Annotated in this window: 2 protein-coding genes; one reads left to right on the top strand and one right to left on the bottom strand. The window is 70.2% G+C overall.

Features of this window, described 5'->3' with window-relative positions:
• Window positions 1-132 precede the first annotated feature (132 nt).
• Window positions 133-885: a maleylpyruvate isomerase family mycothiol-dependent enzyme gene (locus KGQ19_RS48590; RefSeq protein ID WP_212022432.1), complete on the top strand. Its 753-nt coding sequence runs from the start codon at window positions 133-135 to the stop codon at window positions 883-885.
• A gap of 210 nt (window positions 886-1,095) precedes the next feature.
• Here the strand turns inward: KGQ19_RS48590 and KGQ19_RS53545 are convergent.
• Window positions 1,096-1,462, bottom strand: a 367-nt coding sequence (locus tag KGQ19_RS53545) for a transposase (RefSeq protein ID WP_212022430.1), incomplete at its 5' end; no start/stop codon positions are given.

Raw genomic sequence — 1,462 nt, 5'->3', positions numbered from 1 at the left:
GGGCTGAGGTGGGTGCGGCGGCGGGGTGATGGTTGGGGTGGTGCTGGTGCTGGTGCTGGTGCCGGTGCCGGTGCCGGTGTCAGGGCTGGCACTGGAGCTGACGTTCTTCGGACGCCGTGATATCGGTGTTCTGTGACGTCTCTTGGGGTGGAGCTGGATCAGGTCCGGGATTCCGATGCGCGCCTGCTGGCGACCGTGTCAGGGCTCGACGGGGCGAGGTTGCGCGGTCCGTCGCTGCTGCCCGGCTGGTCGCGTGCGCATGTGGTGGTGCATCTGGCGCGGAACGCCGATGCTCAACTGCGGATGATCGATGCTGCGCTTCGGGGCCAGAGTGTTGAGCAGTACCCCGGAGGCGAGCAGGGCCGGGCGCGGGAGATCGAAGAGGGTGTGACCGCTGACGCCGAGGACATCGTCGCCGGGCTCGTGGCGTCGACGGCGGCGCTTGAGCAGCGGTGGGCGACGTTGCCGGAGCAGGCGTGGGAGCTGGAGACGGTGACGCTGCGGTTTCGGCGCACGGTGCGGGAGGGGATCGCGGCGCGCTGGCGGGAGGTGGAGATCCATCACGTGGACTTGGGCTGCGGGTATGAGCCCGCGGCTTGGCCGGTGGAGTTCGTCGGCGCCTTTCTGGAGCGTACTGTCGCCCGGCTGCCGACTCGGATGCCGGGGACGGAGGAATCGGGCCTTCGCTGGCGGCTTGTCGACCGGGACACGATGCGGAGTTGGCGGGTTGATGGCGCGTCGGTGCAGGGCGGCGACGGGGCGGCTGACGCTGAGGTGAGCGGGTCTGGATGGCAGCTGCTTGCCTGGCTGGTCGGCCGTGGTGACTACGGGCTCGAAGTCGCCGGGAAGGCGGACCGCCTGCCCGATCTGGCCGCCTACGGCTGACAGGCCGCCGAGGGCGGATCACCCGCTACCAGGACAGGCGCGCGGTGGCGGGGCTGGCGCTCCTGCATTCTGTTAGGAGGGATTCGCCCCTTATATAGGTATATCGGGCAGTGCCGACATAGTCGCCGCTCGCTCAGGTCCAAAGCAGGCTCCTGGCCGCGGTGGCATCCGCAGGCGGGGCCGGGAGCGGCAGACCGAGGACTAGCCGCCCTACCGACTCTTCCGCAGCGCCGTGAACCCGAACTCCATCGCCACCGGTGAGGGCTGCCGGATCAGCGTCGTGGAGCGCGGCCGGCGCGCCACGCGGGTCTCGCCGTCCTCGGCTTTGGCTTCGCCGGTGTCGATCACCCGATCGAAGTCGATGCGTCGCGCCTCGGGGATCTCCTCGCGCAGGACCCGGGCGATGTCCGGCCAGATGCCGGCGCGCTGCCAGTCACGGAGGCGGCGCCAGCATGTCATTCCGCTGCCGTACTCCAGTTCCTGGGGGAGCTTCTCGAAGCCGATGCGGCGGCCCAGGACCACCAGGATGCCGTTCAGGACCGCGCGGTCGTCCAGGGGCTTGCGGCCGGGGTTGCGG

Source organism: Catenulispora pinistramenti, from assembly GCF_018274385.1.
GTDB classification, from domain to species: domain Bacteria; phylum Actinomycetota; class Actinomycetes; order Streptomycetales; family Catenulisporaceae; genus Catenulispora; species Catenulispora pinistramenti.
This window is presented reverse-complemented; position numbering and strand designations above follow the sequence as displayed.